Raw genomic sequence first — 14723 nt, forward strand, 5'->3', positions numbered from 1 at the left:
ACTGGTGACTAAAAGCCATACCGTTATCTGAATCTGGAGTGAACTATGGCCAGTCGTGGCGTAAATAAAGTTATCCTGGTAGGTAACTTAGGTAATGACCCAGAAATCCGTTACATGCCGAATGGTGGCGCAGTAGCAAATATTACCGTGGCTACCTCTGAGTCATGGCGCGATAAAGCTACCGGCGAGCAGCGTGAAAAAACGGAATGGCACCGTGTTGCTATCTTCGGTAAGCTGGCTGAAGTAGCTGGTGAGTACCTGCGTAAAGGTTCTCAGGTATACATCGAAGGTCAGTTGCAGACTCGTAAGTGGCAGGATCAGAACGGTCAGGACCGCTTCACAACAGAAGTTGTGGTACAGGGCTTCAACGGTACTATGCAGATGCTTGGCGGTCGTCAGGGCGGCGGTCAGGGTATGGGCGCTCCTATGGGTGGCCAACAGCAAGGTGGTTGGGGTCAGCCTCAGCAGCCGGCAGCAGCTCCTCAGCAAAACTTTGCTCCGCAACAACAGCAGCAGGCACCACAGCAGTCTGCTCCTCAGCAGTACAATGAACCACCAATGGATTTCGACGACGACATTCCGTTCTAATCAACAATCGTCTTTGAAACATTGGAAAAAGCAGCGCCCGTCGCTGCTTTTTTGTTGCCTGAAAAACAGGAGTCAGGCCGGATTGGCCTTGGCCTTGATAAAGTCGATAAACAGTTTGGTTTTGACATGGTTGAAGTCGAGCTTCGGGTAGTAGGCATACGCTGAGCTGACCGGTTGTTTCAGCTCTGGCAGAACAGGTACCAGCAGGCCTTTGTTCAGTTCTTTTTTTACCGTGTTTTCCCCAACCAGAATGAGTCCCATTCCTGCCACCGCAGCGGCTAACAGCGCTTCCGGATTCTGGGTGGTAAAGTTACCGCGCAGACGCAGGCGCAGGTTATTCTCGAAAATATGTTCCTGCTCATGACCATGAGTGCCGAACAACAGGCAATTGTGCTGGGTTAGCTGCTCCGGGGTTTCGATTGGCGGCTTACCTTCTAGGTAACCCGGGGCGGCATAGAATCCCGGCTGGAAGTCAAACAGTCGGGTGGCGATATAGCTTGATGAGTTGAAATCAGTCAGCTCCCGGCTGATGAAAACATCCAGATTAAGATCAGGCAGTTGGCCCGGTGTTATGGTGTGAAGCTCGACCTGAATATTGGGGTAGCTTTCGATAAATTCCGCCAGGTAGTGAACCAGCAGGCGGCTGCCGGTAGCCAGAGGGGCTCCAATCCGTAACACGCCGCTGACTTCACCGTAGGCCGAAGTGGTTTCAGCCAGCATCTGGTGCCAGTCATCGAGCAGCCGGGCACTGCGCTGGTAGAACAGCTTTCCGGCATCGGTGACGGTCAGGCTGCGGGTGGTACGTTTTAATAGCTGAACGCCCAGCTGTTTTTCAAGCCAGGACAACCGCTTTGACAGGGCTGAGCTTGAGGTATTGAGCTTGGTGGCGGCCTGGGCCAGTGAGCCCTGATCGACAACGGTGACAAAGCTGTTAGTACAGGTGATCCAATCCATATATATCGCTTAATCCGCAGGCTGTTACTGATACTGGTATGGCGATAATAACAAACCGGAAAGGTGAAGGATCAACAGACCGAAAAAGATTGCTGAAATAGCCGAATTTGAAGTCGTTAACAAAATATTAAATAATTGCGCTGAATACTGTCATCATGGCGTATTGAGTGATATTTTCCCCCTTGCGGACCCTCCGTTTTTCTTGGGCTGAGCTTATTTCCGGCCTGTTGAATATCAATAATCAAAAATAATCGGATCGCTATGAGAAAAGCCTCTGGCATGAAGTTGACTAACCGTCTGGTTGCCTTCGTTACCCTCATCGTTATAAGCGCTATATTTGTTATTTTCATTGGCGGCGCCATCAGTTTTCGTAAACTGGGGCAGGATTACCTGACTCATTATCTTGACGGCGTTGTTGAAGTGATTGATCAGGAACTGGCTGATCCTCAGGGGGCGCAGTCTTTGTCGCGCTGGCTACCCAAACTGCTTAAGGCCAGCAATGTTGTTGAACTTGAAGTCGGCAGTCCCGCCGGGGTTATCTATTCTTTCAAAGGATTACAGAAAGTTAATGATCCGACGGTTCTCCACCGGAACCGATATCCACTTAGTCATAATCCCGGTTTTTATATCGAACTTAAGTCGATCCCGCCTTATACCGAATTCACCTATTCGCTTGGGGCTATGTCTTCGATCAGTATTGCCATCATGATCATTATTATGGGGCTGGTCTGGGGAATGAACTGGTTACGGCAGCAACTTCACGGTTCCGAACTTCTTGAACAGCGTGGCAGACTGATCCTCGCAGGTAAAGTCGATGATAATGCGGTCGGTGATGAGATGGAGTGGCCGGCGACAGCTAGCCTGGCACTGGATCAGATGATTGCTGAGCTGAAAGATGCCCGCCAGGAACGAAGCCGCTTTGATACGTTCATTCGTACCCATACATTTCTGGATCAACTGACTGGTGCAGCCAACCGGGTGTTGTTTGACAGCCGGTTGCAGTCGATGGTGCAGGATCAGGAAACCCATGGCGCGGTGATCTTGATCCGGATTGCTGACTGGGATGAACTGGTGGCAGAAAAAGGCAAAGATGTTGCTGATGAGCTGATCCAGGATGTGGGCATGGTGCTCTCTAACCTGATTCAGCGATACCCGGACACGGTTTTATCCCGCTACTTTGATGCTGAGTTTGCCATCCTGCTATCTCAGCAGCCGGTAAAGGAAGTGAAGCTGTTTACCGGAATGCTGATGAAAGCATTAGACCGTTTGGTCCCGTCATCCCCTTTACAGCCTGATAATTGGTGTCATATCGGGGTGACTTTCTGCGCCAGCGGGGATCGCCGCGGACGGATCATGGATGAGGCAGATATGGCACTACGCAGTGCCCAGCTTCAGGGAACCAACAGCTGGTATTTATTCAAAAAAGAGCAGCAATATGAAGATGCAAGAGGCAGTGTTCGCTGGCGTACTTTGCTGGATGCTGTTTTTAATAGTGGCGGTCCGCTGCTTTATCAGCAACCAGCGATCGCACTGGATGATCAGACCGTTATTCACCGAGAACTGCTGGCCCGAATAAAAGATGAAAATGGTGTATTGATTAAAGCCTCACGTTTTCTGACCGCTGTGGAACAGGTCGGTTTCAGTGCGCGGATGGACAGACTGGTGGTTGCTCAGGCGCTTGAGTTGCTAAAGCATCATCCGGTTGACGAGCCGCTGTCGGTCAATGTCAGTGTTGAGGCTCTGCTGGAGAAACAGTTTGTTCGCTGGCTGCGAGATGAGCTGTTGCAGACGCCGCGTACGGTGCTAAACCGCCTGTCATTTGAATTAGCTGAAGGTGCATTGGTGAAGCACTTAGATGCGATGCGACCTGTTGCCCGTATGTTGGCGGGGCTGGGATGTAAGCTGGTGGTCGATCAGGCTGGCAGGACGATTGTCAGTACCCATTATATCAAAGACATCAAAGTTGATTACGTTAAGCTGCATCGCGGACTTGTGCGTGAGATTAACCAGCGGCAGGAAAATCAGCTGTTCGTCCGCAGCATGTTAGGGGCTTGTGCTGACTCGAAAGCCCAAGTCATTGCTGTCGGAATTGAAAATGAAAAGGAATGGCGGGTACTTAAGCAACTTGGTGTTCATGGCGGACAGGGGCGTTATTTCGCATCAGAGTTGCCTGTTAAGAATTTTGTTAAATGACCGTTATTAATTAATAAGGACATTGTTTGAAAATCAATCGACTTAATGGTCAAAAAGCATTAGGTTATCAATAAAACCTAGGTATAATAGTCAAATTATTGACGCATATTGATTATTTAAACTTTTCTTTAGCCTGCCAGGGGTTATTGGTCGGCAATACTGATTTTTAGTGAGTTATAACCCTTTGTTTAGTAGATATTTCAAAAGAAAAGCTCGGAAACAGAACGTAAGTGTCGCTGTATTTGCTGATTCGGTCACTTTAGCCTTCGAAACCGAACAGGAATGGATCACTGATGAAGTGGTAGTTTCTTCTTCGGCTGACAGGGGGAGTGCTATTCATTCTTTATTCGAAAAGCATCAGCTGACAGGTAGTGCAGTACGTGTGGTGCTTGGGCACGGTCTGTACCAGAGCATGCTGATCGAAAAGCCGGAGCTACCGCGGGAAGAATATCCGACGGCGCTGCCTTTTCTGGTGAAAGATCTGGTTAATGAATCTCCGCTGGACTTAGTCGCTGACGGTTTTCCGGCACCGCTGAAAGATCGTCTGCAGGTGTTCGTTACAAACCGGAAACAGGTCGAACTGCTAATTAAAGCGTGTTCAGACGCGGGATGTGAGGTGCAGTCTGTTTCGGCTGAAGAAGTTGTGTGGGGCCAGCTGGCTGAACCATCTCGTAGTCAGTTGATTTTACATCGCCGTCGCCATTCGAATTTGCAACTCACCGCGTTTAAGCGGCAGGAAATCTGCTTTCAGCGTCAGTTACGCGGCTTTCCGATTCCCTTGCTGGATGAGCAAAAAGTCGGTGATTCGGGAGCGGCGCTACAGTTGGACAGTCTGGCACTGGAGTTGCAGCGTTCTCTGGATTTTTTAAGTTCGCAGTTAAGAGAAGCGCCGATAACTCAGCTGCTGGTTTCCTGTGATGATGATAATGACAGCGTTTTGGCCAATGAGCTTACCGAACGACTGAATGTGTTGGTGGCAGCGCTGAAACCAGCTCATCCAGATCTGGTGAGTAACAATGCCCGGGTTGCTTATGCTGCGTTGCTGACTCCTGAAGATGCGGGCATCAATTTCTACAGTGATGTGCTCAGGCCGCAAACCCGTCTGATGACACTACAGAATGTGGTGCTGAGTTGGGTGGCAATTGTGGTCGTGATGGCGTCTATTGCTGGCTGGTATCAGTGGCAGAATTATTTGGTGCAAGAGCAGCTGGTTGCTGATCAGCAGCGGCTGGCAAGTAAAAAAGCTGAGCTGGATCGCGCTAAGGCGGCGTTGGTCAGACATATCCCGAGTCCGTTGAAAGTGGAGCTAGCCGGTAACCTGGAACAGCACCTGGCGGCGAAGCAGGCCTCACTCAGGGCGATTGAAATGCATGACGACAGCCTGAAAGTGGGTTATGCCGGTATGTTGAAGCAGTTATCTGCGGCTGCCAGCGGGGATATATCGATCAGTCATATTCGGGTGAACGGTAACAAGCTGGATCTGGAGGGGCTGGCACGAAGCCCTGATTCGGTTCCGGCCTGGCTGCAGGCTTTCAGGAATTATCCGTTTCTGTCGGATAAACGCTTTGAGCAGATGGCGCTGGGCAGAAACAAAAAGAATATTGTGACGTTCCGGCTGCATGCTGAGCGGCGTGCAGTTAAAGAGGATCAATCATGAATGGCTGGCAGAAATTAAGCGATCGATTTGATTTGCTGACTCGCCGCGAGCAGTGGCTGATCCTGGTTTCCGGCTGGATAGCATTGCTTTTTGTCGGTTTTGTGGTGTTTGTTGAACCTCAGAGCAAGGCATTTGCGGCAATGAAGCGACAGATGTTGTCGGTTGCCAACGAAATAACGGCCAGCAGCAATCAGCTGATTGTCGCTGAGCGTAAGCTAAGGGCCGATCCGGATCTGCAAATCGAACAAAAAATTACTCGGCTGGAGCTGGAAAATGCCGAGCTGGATGAACAGCTGCAGGGACGAGTCGGAAGCCTTGTTACTCCTCTCCAGATGTCAGGCCTGATGGAGCAGGTACTGCAGCGCTCCGAGCGTCTTAAGTTGGTGTCATTGGAAACACTGCCACCGGTTCAGTTGATTAGTGGTGATGATGAAGGTTTTTACATTCACCCGGTGCGATTGAAATTACGTGGTCGATATTTTGATGTTGTCTCTTCACTGGAGCAGCTCGAAGCATTGCCGGTGAAATATTACTGGCAAAGCCTGAACTATCAGGTTGAACAGTACCCGTGGGCTGATATTCAGCTGGATGTTTACACATTAGGCGAAAGTAAGGATTTCATCGGTGGTTAAGTCAGTTTTGATGGCTCTGACAATGCTGGTTGTAATGGCGGGTTATGCCAATGCATCTCAGGACCCGACAGCCCCGTTGGGATGGCAGGCCCCAGCAAAAAAATATACAACAAAAAAAGCTCGCTTACCGGAGCTGCAGGGAATTGTATGCGGTGAGCAGAGTGCCTGTACGGTGATATTGAATAATGTGCCTGTTGAACTTGGCGGGCGTGTTAGCGGTTATACCCTGACCGAAATTAAGGATGACTACGTCACGGTAACACGCGGCGGAAAGCAGTGGCGTCTGGTGCTTTTTGCTGACGAAGTAAAAACATATTAATAAATAAAAAGAGTAAAGTGGTTAGCATGCGTGGATTAGTTGTAGGTGTACTTGTTGCATCCCTGGTCGGGTGCTCGACAAATATGGGACATCGCGATCCCGTTGAGGTCAAAGGTGCACTGAATGAGGCGGTGAATGAAGCCGCAAGTCGGCCGTTACAGGATCTGCCTCCAGCGGTGAATGCCGATCTGATGCCGAGTCTCGACGGCACTGATTACGTGGCGCATTCTGCGCTTGAAAAGCGTTTTCGGGTTAATGCCCGTAATGTAGATGCCCGTGCTTTTTTTGGCAGCCTGGTGAAGGGAACGCCATTTAATATCGTGCTCCATCCTGAAGTAAAAGGCCGCATTTCACTGACTCTGCGTGATGTAACCCTGGATGAAGTCCTTGATGTGGTATCAGATATCTACGGTTATAACACAACCCGTAAAGGCAACATCATTCAGGTATTCCCAGCCACTTTGCGCACTGAAGTGATCCCGGTTGATTACCTACAACTTAAACGCCGAGGTCTGTCTCTGACCTCGCTGACTACCGGCTCGATTACCGATAACGGTTCGAATTCCTCCGGCAGCAGTTCCGGTTCTGCTAACAGCAATAATAACGATAGTAACTCACAGAACAGTAATGATCGTTCGTCAAGTTCAGCCACGGGCGGAACTGTGATTGAGACGACCTCTGAAAGTGATTTCTGGCAGCAGCTGGAAAAGGCGGTACAGGCAATGATTGGCAGTGGTCAGGGACGCAGCATCGTTGTATCGCCTCAGGCCAGTCTGATTTCTGTTCGCGCTTATCCGAATGAGCTGCGCGAAGTGAAAGAGTTTCTGGGGGTATCTCAAAAACGCCTTAAGCGTCAGGTGGTGCTGGAAGCCAAGATCATGGAAGTGACCCTGAGCGACGGCTATCAGCAGGGGATCAACTGGAGCAATATTACTAAGACCATCGGCGGTACCGAGATCATTTTCGGCAGAGGTAACCTGACATCAGATGCGAACGGTAACCTTCAAATTCCGGCACTGCCAGGTGGCGGCGCGATTTCCGATTTACTGGGTGGCCAGACTAATATCACCATCTCTGACGGTAACTTTGATGCCGTGCTGAGCTTCCTGGATACGCAGGGCGACCTCAACGTTCTGTCCAGCCCGCGTGTCACGGCGGCCAATAATCAGAAAGCGGTGATTAAGGTCGGTGGTGATCAGTATTTCGTGACTGATATTTCCGGTGGTGAAGTGAACAGCGACGGTGGTACCGCTTCTCCAGATATTGAACTGACCCCTTTCTTCTCCGGTATCTCCCTTGATGTGACTCCGCAAATTGATGATGAAGGCGGCGTGTTACTGCATGTTCACCCGGCGGTTGTCGATGTGGTTACCGAGGTAAGAGATATTGAGTTGGGACAGACGTTCGGTACTTATAAGCTGCCTCTGGCCAAAAGCTCGGTGAGAGAATCGGATTCCGTGATCCATGCCCGCAGCGGTGATGTGGTGGTGATTGGTGGTTTGATGAAATCATCACTCAATGATCAGGTATCTAAAGTGCCGCTGCTGGGAGACATTCCTGTACTGGGCCACTTATTCCGCAATGTTAATAAGCTGGAAACCAAAACAGAACTGGTGATCCTGCTGAAACCAACCGTAGTGGGTGAGAATACCTGGCAGAAGGAGCTGGAGCGTTCTCGTGCGCTGGTAACTGAATGGTTCCCTGAAGAGGGCTAAGTCATGTACCAGGCGCATTTCGGCTTCAGCGAGCTGCCATTTTCTCTTACTCCGAATACAGATCTTTTTCATGCTTTGCCACCGCATCTGGAAGCCATCCAGACGACGTTGGCGGCACTGGAGATGGGAGAGGGGATCATCCAGATCTCCGGTGAGGTAGGAACGGGGAAGACTCTGGTCTGTCGCATGCTAATCAATCAGCTGCCGGAACATTTTGATCTGGCATATCTGCCGACGCCAGCTGCGAACGGTCATGAGTTGCGCCTGGCGCTGGCAAGAGAGCTGAATGTTCTGGCTGATGGTGATAATACGACACTGACCGAGCACCTGCAGCAAGCACTGATTGCGCGTAAGGCAAAGGGGCGTTCTGTTGTTGTGTTGCTGGATGAAGCCCAGGCCCTGCCGGATGATGCTCTGGAAGTGATTCGCCTGCTTGGCAATCTGGAAACGGAACAGGAAAAACTGTTGCAGATCGTCTTGCTGGGACAGCCGGAACTTGACTTGCGACTGGCACAGCATCACATGCGACAGTTTCAGCAGCGTATTACGTTTCGGGCTTGTCTGCGTCCGCTGGATTTAGCGGAAACCATTTCTTATATCGAGTTTCGCCTGACTTGTGCGGGTTGCTCCCGATCGTTGTTTGAGTTGGCTCAGTATCGGGATATCTGGAAGGCGAGTCGGGGAATCCCCCGCCTGATCAACCAGCTGTGCCATAAAGCCCTGATCGCGGCCTGCAGTAGTAACACTCCGTCAGTTGAGCGTGAAGATATTTTAAATGCAGTAAAAGATACCTTAGGGGCACGTCAGCCGAGGTGGACGTTCCCTGTGCTTTGGGGATGGCATTGAGCATGAGTGAAATTAATAAAAAGCTCAATGAGTTGAGCCGTAAGAATAACAGTACTGCCGCAGCACCTTTGCAGGCTGCAACGATCCGGCCTGTACCGCGCAGCCGGGCTCCTTATTGGGCCGGGTCGGTTGTGGCTATTGCGTTGGTTGCCGGGACAGCCGGTTGGTGGTTTGGCTCTCAGAGTTTAGCCGGACAAGTGACACAGGCAGCGCAGCAGGAAGAAGAGCGGGAAGTTCACGATGACTTCGTCGTACCGGTTGAGCCTGAACGAGAAAACACTGTTGAGTCGGTTGCGGTGAGTTTACCAGTGCGTGAGCAGCCAGCTGAAAGCCAGAAGGTTTCAGAACCGACTGTTGAGTCTGAAGTGGTAGAGCCGCTACAAACCGTGGAAAACAAAACACAGTTACCTGAGCCTAGTAAACACACCGTAGTCCGAGTGAAGGCAGAGTCTAAAGCTGGGCCAATATCTGTTTCATCCGGGCCTGAGCAGAAACAACAGATGCCAGCTCCTGTCATTACGAAAGTAGTGAAGGCTAAGCCTTCTGCCAGTAAGCCTCAGAAGCCGTTAAATACAGAGCCAGCCACTGTTAGTGAGTCGGCAGAAGTGATGAATACCGCTTCGTCTGATGAACAGCTGAGTATTGAAACGGTAGAGCTGGATGCTGGCCAGTTGGCGGAAATTGAATACGAAAAAGCCCATAAAGCCTGGGAGAATGGTGACAGCAAAAAAGCGATTGGTTACCTGGAATCTGCTGTGATTTACCGGCCTGAGTGGGTGAAAGCGAGGCAGAAGCTGTCGGCACTGTATTACGGGCGGGGAGAGGTTCGTGAAGCCATTGCGACCCTGCAGCACGGACTTGAGTTGAACAGCAAGCAGCTTGATCTGCGCCTGACTCTGGCTAAATTGCTGGCCAATGAATCACAGCCGCAGGCGGCACTGAATGTGTTGAGTCAGTTGCCGGAAAAACATCATAGTGGCTACCTGGCGATGCGCGGTGCGCTGGCACAGCAGCTTAATAATAACGGTTTAGCTATGAGTAGTTACCGGATGTTGGTTAAGGATGAGCCTTACGACGGACGCTGGTGGATGGGATTAGGGATTGCGCTGGAGCGGGATGCGCAGGAAAGTAAAGCCCGTGATGCCTATGAGCAGGCATTGCTGATGGGACGTATTTCATCGCAGTCACAACAGTTTATTCAACAGCGCCTGACGGCGCTTGATTCTCGGGAAGGTTAAGTACCATGCAAATCCGTTTGAGAAAGCGCCTTGGCGACTTGCTGGTTGAAGAAGGTATTGTTGCTCAGGAGCAGCTGGAGCAGGCTCTGGACAAGCAGCGTTCAACCGGTCGTAAGCTGGGGGATACCCTCATCAGCATGGGCTTTTTGACTGAACAGCAAATGCTGTCATTCCTGTCGCGTCAGCTGGATATTCCGTTAGTTGATTTGACCCGGGTGAGTGTTGATATTGAATCCGTGTCCCTGTTGTCAGAAGTTCATGCCCGCCGTTTGCGTGCGCTGGTGATTGGCTGTCGCGGTGATACTGTCCGTGTTGCCATGAGTGATCCGGCGGACTTGGCGGCTCAGGAAGCGGTATACAACCAGTTGGCACAGTACCGGGTTGAACTGGTTATTGCACCGGAGCGCCAGCTGATTGCCGCGTTCGATCGCTATTATCGCCGGACTCAGGAAATTGTGTCGTTTGCCGAGCAGTTGCAGGCTGAGCATCAGGACAGTTCTGATTTCAGTTTCGGCTTTGATGACAACGATAACGAGGAAGTGACGGTTGTTAAGCTGATCAATTCCCTGTTTGAGGATGCGATTCAGGTTGGCGCTTCGGATATCCATATTGAGCCAGATGCCGATGTGCTGCGGATCCGCCAGCGTATTGATGGTGTACTGCACGAAACCCTGCTCAATGAAACCAGCGTATCGGCTGCATTGGTGTTGCGCCTTAAATTGATGAGCGGGCTGGATATCTCCGAGAAACGTCTGCCGCAAGATGGCCGCTTCAACGTCAAGGTTCGCGGTCACTCGGTCGATGTCCGTGTATCAACCATGCCAGTTCAGCACGGTGAATCTGTTGTAATGCGTCTGCTTGATCAGTCGGCAGGGATCCTGAGCCTGGAAGAGATCGGCATGCCGGATGATTTGCTGCAGCGCTTTCGTCGTCAGTTGAAGCGTCCGCACGGGATGATTTTGGTAACCGGTCCTACAGGCTCGGGTAAAACCACCACTTTGTATGGTGCATTGAGTGAACTCAATAAGCCGGGCAAGAAATTGATCACTGTTGAAGATCCGGTGGAATACCGATTGCCGCGGGTGAATCAGGTACAGGTGAACAGCAAGATTGGCCTGACCTTCTCATCGATCCTGAGAACTTTCCTGCGTCAGGACCCCGATATTATTCTGGTTGGTGAGATGCGTGATCAGGAGACGGTTGAAATTGGCTTGCGTTCGGCACTGACCGGCCACCTGGTTCTGTCAACTCTGCATACCAATGATGCAATCGACAGTGCCCTGCGAATGATGGACATGGAAGCGCCGGGATACCTGGTTGCCAGTGCGGTGCGTGCTGTGCTGGCACAGCGTTTGGTGCGCCGGGTATGTAAAGATTGCGAAGAAAGTGACGAGCTGGATACATCTAAACAGCAATGGTTGATGGCGCGATTTCCACAGCATCAGTACCGTGATTTCCATCGTGGCCGGGGATGTCAGAGCTGTAACTTTACCGGTTATAAGGGACGGATCGGTGTATTTGAGCTGTTGGAATTGGATCAGCCGATGATGGATGCCCTGCGTGGTAATGATGCCGTGCTGTTCAGTCAGATAGCCAGAAAAGCTGACGGATATAAACCATTGATTGAATCCGCAATGGAGTTGGCTTTGGAAGGACGTACCAGTCTTGAAGAAGTATTAATGCTGGGTGAAGGCGATTTCCATGATGGCATCTTGCTATAACGGTCAGGAGTAAATTATGCCGGTATTTAATTATCGCGGTCGTGGTAGCAAAGGTGCTCTCCAGCGTGGTCAGATAGAAGCAGCAACTCAGGATGCGGCAGCCGATTTGCTGATCCGCCAAGGGATCATTCCGCTGGAAATTCGTCAGGGTAAGGCGCAGGGGGCGGGGCTGGATCTTCAGTCGATGTTTAAAAGCCATGTGCCACTGGATGTGCTGGTGATTTTCTGTCGTCAGCTCTATAGCCTGACTAAGGCTGGCGTGCCATTGCTGCGCGCAATCAAAGGCCTGAGCCAGAGTGCTGCTCATCCGCTCATGCAGGAAACACTGGAAACAGTGTCTGTGGAGCTGACTAATGGCCGTCCACTGTCGGTGGCGATGAAGCAGCATCCTCGGGTTTTTGATGAGTTATTTGTTTCCATGATTCACGTTGGCGAAAATACCGGTCGTCTGGATGAGTCGCTATTGCAGCTGGCTAACTATTACGAGCAGGAGATGGAAACTCGTCGCCGGATCAAGTCGGCAATGCGTTATCCGATCTTTGTGTTATCGGCCATTTTTCTGGCAATGGCGGTATTGAATATTAAGGTGATTCCGCAGTTTGCATCAATGTTTAGCCGCTTTGGTGTGGATCTGCCACTGCCGACTCGGATACTGATCGCAACATCAAACTTTTTTGTGCACTACTGGCCGCTGATGCTTGGTACGCTGGTGGTCAGTTGGGTCATGTTGCGGGCATGGCGACGAACGCCCGGCGGGCATGAAACGTGGGATCGCTGGCGTCTGAGAATGCCGATTGTCGGCGGCATCATTAATCGGGCACAGCTGTCACGCTTTTCCCGTACGTTTTCTCTGATGCTCAGAGCCGGGGTGCCACTCAACCAGGCGATCCAGATGTCCGCAGAAGCCCTGGGTAACCGCTTTTTGGAGAACCGTCTGATTGAGATGAAGAACGGCATCGAGGGCGGTAACAGTATTGCCAGTACAGCCAGCCAGTCAGGCGTATTTACCCCACTGGTGCTGCAGATGATTGCGGTCGGGGAAGAGACTGGTCAGGTTGATAACCTGCTGCTGGAAGTGTCTGACTTTTACGATCGTGAAGTGGATTACGATCTGAAAACACTGACAGCAAGAATAGAACCGATTTTGCTGTTAATTGTGGCTGGGATGGTGTTGATTCTGGCTTTGGGTATTTTCTTGCCAATGTGGAGTTTGCTTGATGTTGCCCGAGGTGTTTAAGCGGCAGCAAAAGCAACGCTTTCGGTTCTTTCTTTGGTTCAGTGCTGTGTTGTTTATTGCCGGTGTTATGTTGGTGCAGTGGCAGAAAATAGAGAAAAAAGCCGAACAGACACAACTCAGACAACTGGAGCAGACTTTTTTTAAAAGTGCATCCAGCTTTAGACAAGAATGGGAATTACAAGATAAGCCGAAACAGCTCAATGTTGATGGCATTCAGCTTGGTTTTACTGCGCTGGGCTGGCCGATTGTGCTACACAACGGGCAGGTTGACTGTGAGAGTATGTGGGAACTTCTGGCTTCACGAGAAAGAAGTGTTCATTACATTCGGTTTTACACAGAAAAGGGAATGAGATCTGAACAATATAATTCTTGTTTTTATCAAATAACCGGCAGTAACTGGATGGAATTATTTTTCAAGCATGAGAGAATACGCCTGAACGGCTTTTTGACGGATTAAGAGTCGCTTTTTTGACAGAAAGAGAAACATAATGAGAAAGCAAAGCGGTTTTTCCCTTGTAGAGTTGGTGATTGTCATCATTGTTGTTGGATTGCTCGCGGCAACTGCATTACCACGTTTTCTGCAGGTAACCGATGAAGCCAAAAAAGCCTCGATAGAAGGTGTGGCCGGCGGGTTTGCTACCGCGGTGCTGTCTGCCCGCGCTCAGTGGGAAGCCTATGGTCGTCCGGTAAATGCCGGTAACCAAAACCAGGTAAATTATGATGGTACTGATTTTTGGTTAACGAAGGCGACAGACGATGACAGTGTACGCGACGGCTACCCGTATGCACTTACTGATGGTGCACTGAACTTAAATGTTATCAGTGAAACTGACTGCCTTTCATTGCTTGATAATCTGTTACAAAACCCACCCCTGGCCACAACCAATAAGACAGGTGCGGCAAGTGGTAACTACTTGTTTTACGTTAAAGCTGAAGGAAACGGTTCTGAAAAGCTTTGTCGTTACTACCAACTGGCCTCGGCCGGTACGGATGGCTCTGGCTCGGTCAATGTTGAGGCAGGACATTCATTTACATATAAACCGGCACAGGGCCGGGTCGAAGTCTATTTAAAATAATTAGGAGTAAGTTATGAAACGTCAAGGCGGCTTTACGCTAATTGAACTCGTGGTGGTGATTGTTATTCTGGGTATCCTAGCGGTAACAGCTGCACCACGTTTTATGAATCTGCAAAATGATGCTCGTGACTCTGCGCTTAAAGGTTTGAAAGGTGCAATTGATGGTGCGGCTGGTATTGTTTACGGTAAAGCAGCGATCAATGGCGTTGAAGCGACGTCAGCTGGAGCCAATACACAAGTAAACGGTATCCCTGTTGCATTTGGCTATCCGAAAGCGACGTCTGCGGCTCTGAAAGCGGCAGTTAATGGCCTTGAAGATTGGGAGTTTGTAAAAGAAACAAATACTACCGTTGTATATACCTACAAAGGTAATAGTGATAAGACTAAATGTATTGTTACTTACACCCAGGCTGTAGATGCAGAGACTCCAGCGATAACAACAATTACTACTGGCGAAGCTTGTACACCTACTGGTAATTAATAATAAATAGAGCTCTTCGGAGCTCTATTTAATAAGGGTGCTATCCTCTGGTGCCTTTATTAAATA

The 14723-nt window shown here is 50.2% G+C and carries 14 protein-coding genes; 13 read left to right on the forward strand and 1 reads right to left on the reverse strand.

Translation table 11 applies throughout. The features are described 5' to 3' along the window. Nucleotides 1-45: 45 nt before the first annotated feature. On the forward strand, nucleotides 46-588 hold the full coding sequence (locus AACQ93_RS01900; protein ID WP_064601744.1) for a single-stranded DNA-binding protein: 543 nt from the start codon (nucleotides 46-48) through the stop codon (nucleotides 586-588). 72 nt (nucleotides 589-660) lie between these two features. Here the strand turns inward: AACQ93_RS01900 and AACQ93_RS01905 are convergent, their stop codons facing one another. After that, the gene (locus tag AACQ93_RS01905) at nucleotides 661-1542 is read right to left on the reverse strand and encodes a LysR family transcriptional regulator (protein ID WP_064601745.1); all 882 of its coding nucleotides are present in this window, start codon (nucleotides 1540-1542) and stop codon (nucleotides 661-663) included. A gap of 261 nt (nucleotides 1543-1803) precedes the next feature. Between AACQ93_RS01905 and csrD the strand changes: the two genes are divergently transcribed. From csrD to AACQ93_RS01965, 12 genes are all read left to right on the forward strand, one after another. Further along, nucleotides 1804-3735: an RNase E specificity factor CsrD gene (gene csrD, locus AACQ93_RS01910; RefSeq protein WP_064601747.1), complete on the forward strand. Its 1932-nt coding sequence runs from the start codon at nucleotides 1804-1806 to the stop codon at nucleotides 3733-3735. A 184-nt stretch (nucleotides 3736-3919) separates the two neighbouring features. Beyond that, nucleotides 3920-5392, forward strand: coding sequence for a PilN domain-containing protein (locus tag AACQ93_RS01915; RefSeq protein WP_232323269.1), 1473 nt, complete (start codon nucleotides 3920-3922; stop codon nucleotides 5390-5392). After that, on the forward strand, nucleotides 5389-6024 hold the full coding sequence (locus AACQ93_RS01920) for a hypothetical protein (RefSeq protein WP_064601751.1): 636 nt from the start codon (nucleotides 5389-5391) through the stop codon (nucleotides 6022-6024). Before AACQ93_RS01915 ends, AACQ93_RS01920 begins: the two co-directional genes overlap by 4 nt. Then, nucleotides 6017-6343: a hypothetical protein gene (locus tag AACQ93_RS01925; RefSeq protein WP_064601753.1), complete on the forward strand. Its 327-nt coding sequence runs from the start codon at nucleotides 6017-6019 to the stop codon at nucleotides 6341-6343. The genes AACQ93_RS01920 and AACQ93_RS01925 overlap by 8 nt, the downstream gene beginning before the upstream one ends. A gap of 26 nt (nucleotides 6344-6369) precedes the next feature. Continuing rightward, complete coding sequence (gene mshL, locus AACQ93_RS01930) at nucleotides 6370-8058, forward strand: pilus (MSHA type) biogenesis protein MshL (RefSeq protein WP_064601755.1); 1689 nt, start codon at nucleotides 6370-6372, stop codon at nucleotides 8056-8058. 3 nt (nucleotides 8059-8061) lie between these two features. Beyond that, nucleotides 8062-8904 carry an ExeA family protein gene (locus AACQ93_RS01935; protein WP_064601757.1) on the forward strand — a complete coding sequence of 281 codons (843 nt, stop codon included), beginning with the start codon at nucleotides 8062-8064 and terminating at the stop codon, nucleotides 8902-8904. Between the two features lie 2 nt (nucleotides 8905-8906). After that, complete coding sequence (locus AACQ93_RS01940; protein WP_064601759.1) at nucleotides 8907-10142, forward strand: tetratricopeptide repeat protein; 1236 nt, start codon at nucleotides 8907-8909, stop codon at nucleotides 10140-10142. A 5-nt stretch (nucleotides 10143-10147) separates the two neighbouring features. Beyond that, nucleotides 10148-11863 (forward strand): GspE/PulE family protein, encoded by a 1716-nt coding sequence (locus tag AACQ93_RS01945; protein WP_064601761.1) that lies wholly within the window; start codon nucleotides 10148-10150, stop codon nucleotides 11861-11863. Nucleotides 11864-11879: 16 nt separating this feature from the next. Continuing rightward, nucleotides 11880-13100 carry a type II secretion system F family protein gene (locus AACQ93_RS01950; protein WP_064601763.1) on the forward strand — a complete coding sequence of 407 codons (1221 nt, stop codon included), beginning with the start codon at nucleotides 11880-11882 and terminating at the stop codon, nucleotides 13098-13100. Continuing rightward, a complete protein-coding gene (locus tag AACQ93_RS01955) occupies nucleotides 13081-13557 on the forward strand; it encodes a hypothetical protein (RefSeq protein WP_064601765.1) in 477 nt (158 codons plus the stop codon). The genes AACQ93_RS01950 and AACQ93_RS01955 overlap by 20 nt, the downstream gene beginning before the upstream one ends. A 28-nt stretch (nucleotides 13558-13585) precedes the next feature. Then, nucleotides 13586-14176: a prepilin-type N-terminal cleavage/methylation domain-containing protein gene (locus AACQ93_RS01960; protein ID WP_304441020.1), complete on the forward strand. Its 591-nt coding sequence runs from the start codon at nucleotides 13586-13588 to the stop codon at nucleotides 14174-14176. Nucleotides 14177-14189: 13 nt separating this feature from the next. Continuing rightward, nucleotides 14190-14657 (forward strand): type II secretion system protein, encoded by a 468-nt coding sequence (locus AACQ93_RS01965; protein ID WP_064601769.1) that lies wholly within the window; start codon nucleotides 14190-14192, stop codon nucleotides 14655-14657. The last annotated feature ends 66 nt before the right edge of the window (nucleotides 14658-14723 follow it).

The organism is Photobacterium sp. J15, assembly GCF_963870815.1.
Taxonomy (GTDB): Bacteria; Pseudomonadota; Gammaproteobacteria; order Enterobacterales; family Vibrionaceae; genus Photobacterium; species Photobacterium marinum.